The following is a 1,099-nucleotide window of genomic DNA, read 5'->3' on the forward strand; positions in this document are numbered from 1 at the left end:
TAGGGCCTGTATCGAGTCGTGATCAATCTGCGGGATTCGCCCTCGCTTCGGGGGTGGATCGTGTAGTCCGGTGTGCATGACGCGGAGACAGTTGACGGACAAGGAGTGGGGGTACGTGGAGCCGTACCTGCCGATCGGCGAGTACGGGCCGTACCCCACGAAACTGCGCGAGCAGTTCGAGGGTGTGATCTGGAAGTTCCGCTCGGGCGCACAGTGGCGGGAGATGCCTGCCGAGTTCGGTGCCTGGCCCACCGTGTACAACCGGTTCCGCCAGTGGCGGGACGCCGGGGTCTTCGAGAACCTGCTGGAAGGTCTGATCGCGAAGGCCGCGGAGCGGGGTGAGGTGGACCTTTCGCTGGTCAGCGTGGACTCCACCACCGCACGTGCCCACCACGACGCCGCCGGGATGCGCCTTGATCCGGAGACGCTGGACGCCCTGGAGAAGGCGGCCGAGGAGGAGAGGACCCGCTCAAAGGGGGCGACAGCGAGGAACAAGTCGGGCACGACACCGACGTCGAGGCCGGGCGGGTCGAACGGCGACGTGTCCGGCGACGCCGCAAGCTCCGCCTGAAGGCCGCCCTGCTCGGCCGCTCGCGGGGCGGGCAGACCAGCAAGGTCCACGTCGCTGCCGACCGCAAGTGCAGACCGCTCGTCCTCACGCTCACCGCCGGACAGGCCGCCGACAGCCCGCAGTTCATCCCCGTGCTCAACAAGGTGCGGGTTCGCCTCCCGGTCGGCCGTCCCCGAACCCGGCCCGACGCGGTCGCCGGAGACAAGGCGTACTCCTCCCGAGGCAACCGCTCCTACCTGCGCAAACGCAACATCAAGGCAGTCATCCCGGAGAAGAAGGACCAGGCCGCCAACCGGAAGAAGAAGGGCCGCCAGGGCGGCCGTCCTCTCACCCACGACGCCGAGCTCTACAAGGACCGCAACACCGTCGAGCGCCTGATCAACAGGCTGAAGGCATGGCGCGGCATCGCCACCCGCTACGACAAGAACCCCGAGAGCTACCTCGCCGGACTCCATCTCCGCGCCTCCATGATCTGGATCAAGGACCTCGCGCGGACCATCCATTGATCACAACTGGATACAGGCCCTA

The 1,099-nt window shown here is 67.2% G+C and carries 1 pseudogene; it reads left to right on the plus strand.

Features of this window, described 5'->3' with window-relative positions:
- The first annotated feature begins 76 nt into the window (after nucleotides 1-76).
- Nucleotides 77-1,077: pseudogene (locus ACGF2Y_RS36680) on the plus strand (IS5 family transposase).
- Nucleotides 1,078-1,099 lie beyond the last annotated feature (22 nt).

This window comes from Streptomyces sp. NPDC048142 (assembly GCF_043202835.1).
Taxonomy (GTDB): domain Bacteria; phylum Actinomycetota; class Actinomycetes; order Streptomycetales; family Streptomycetaceae; genus Streptomyces.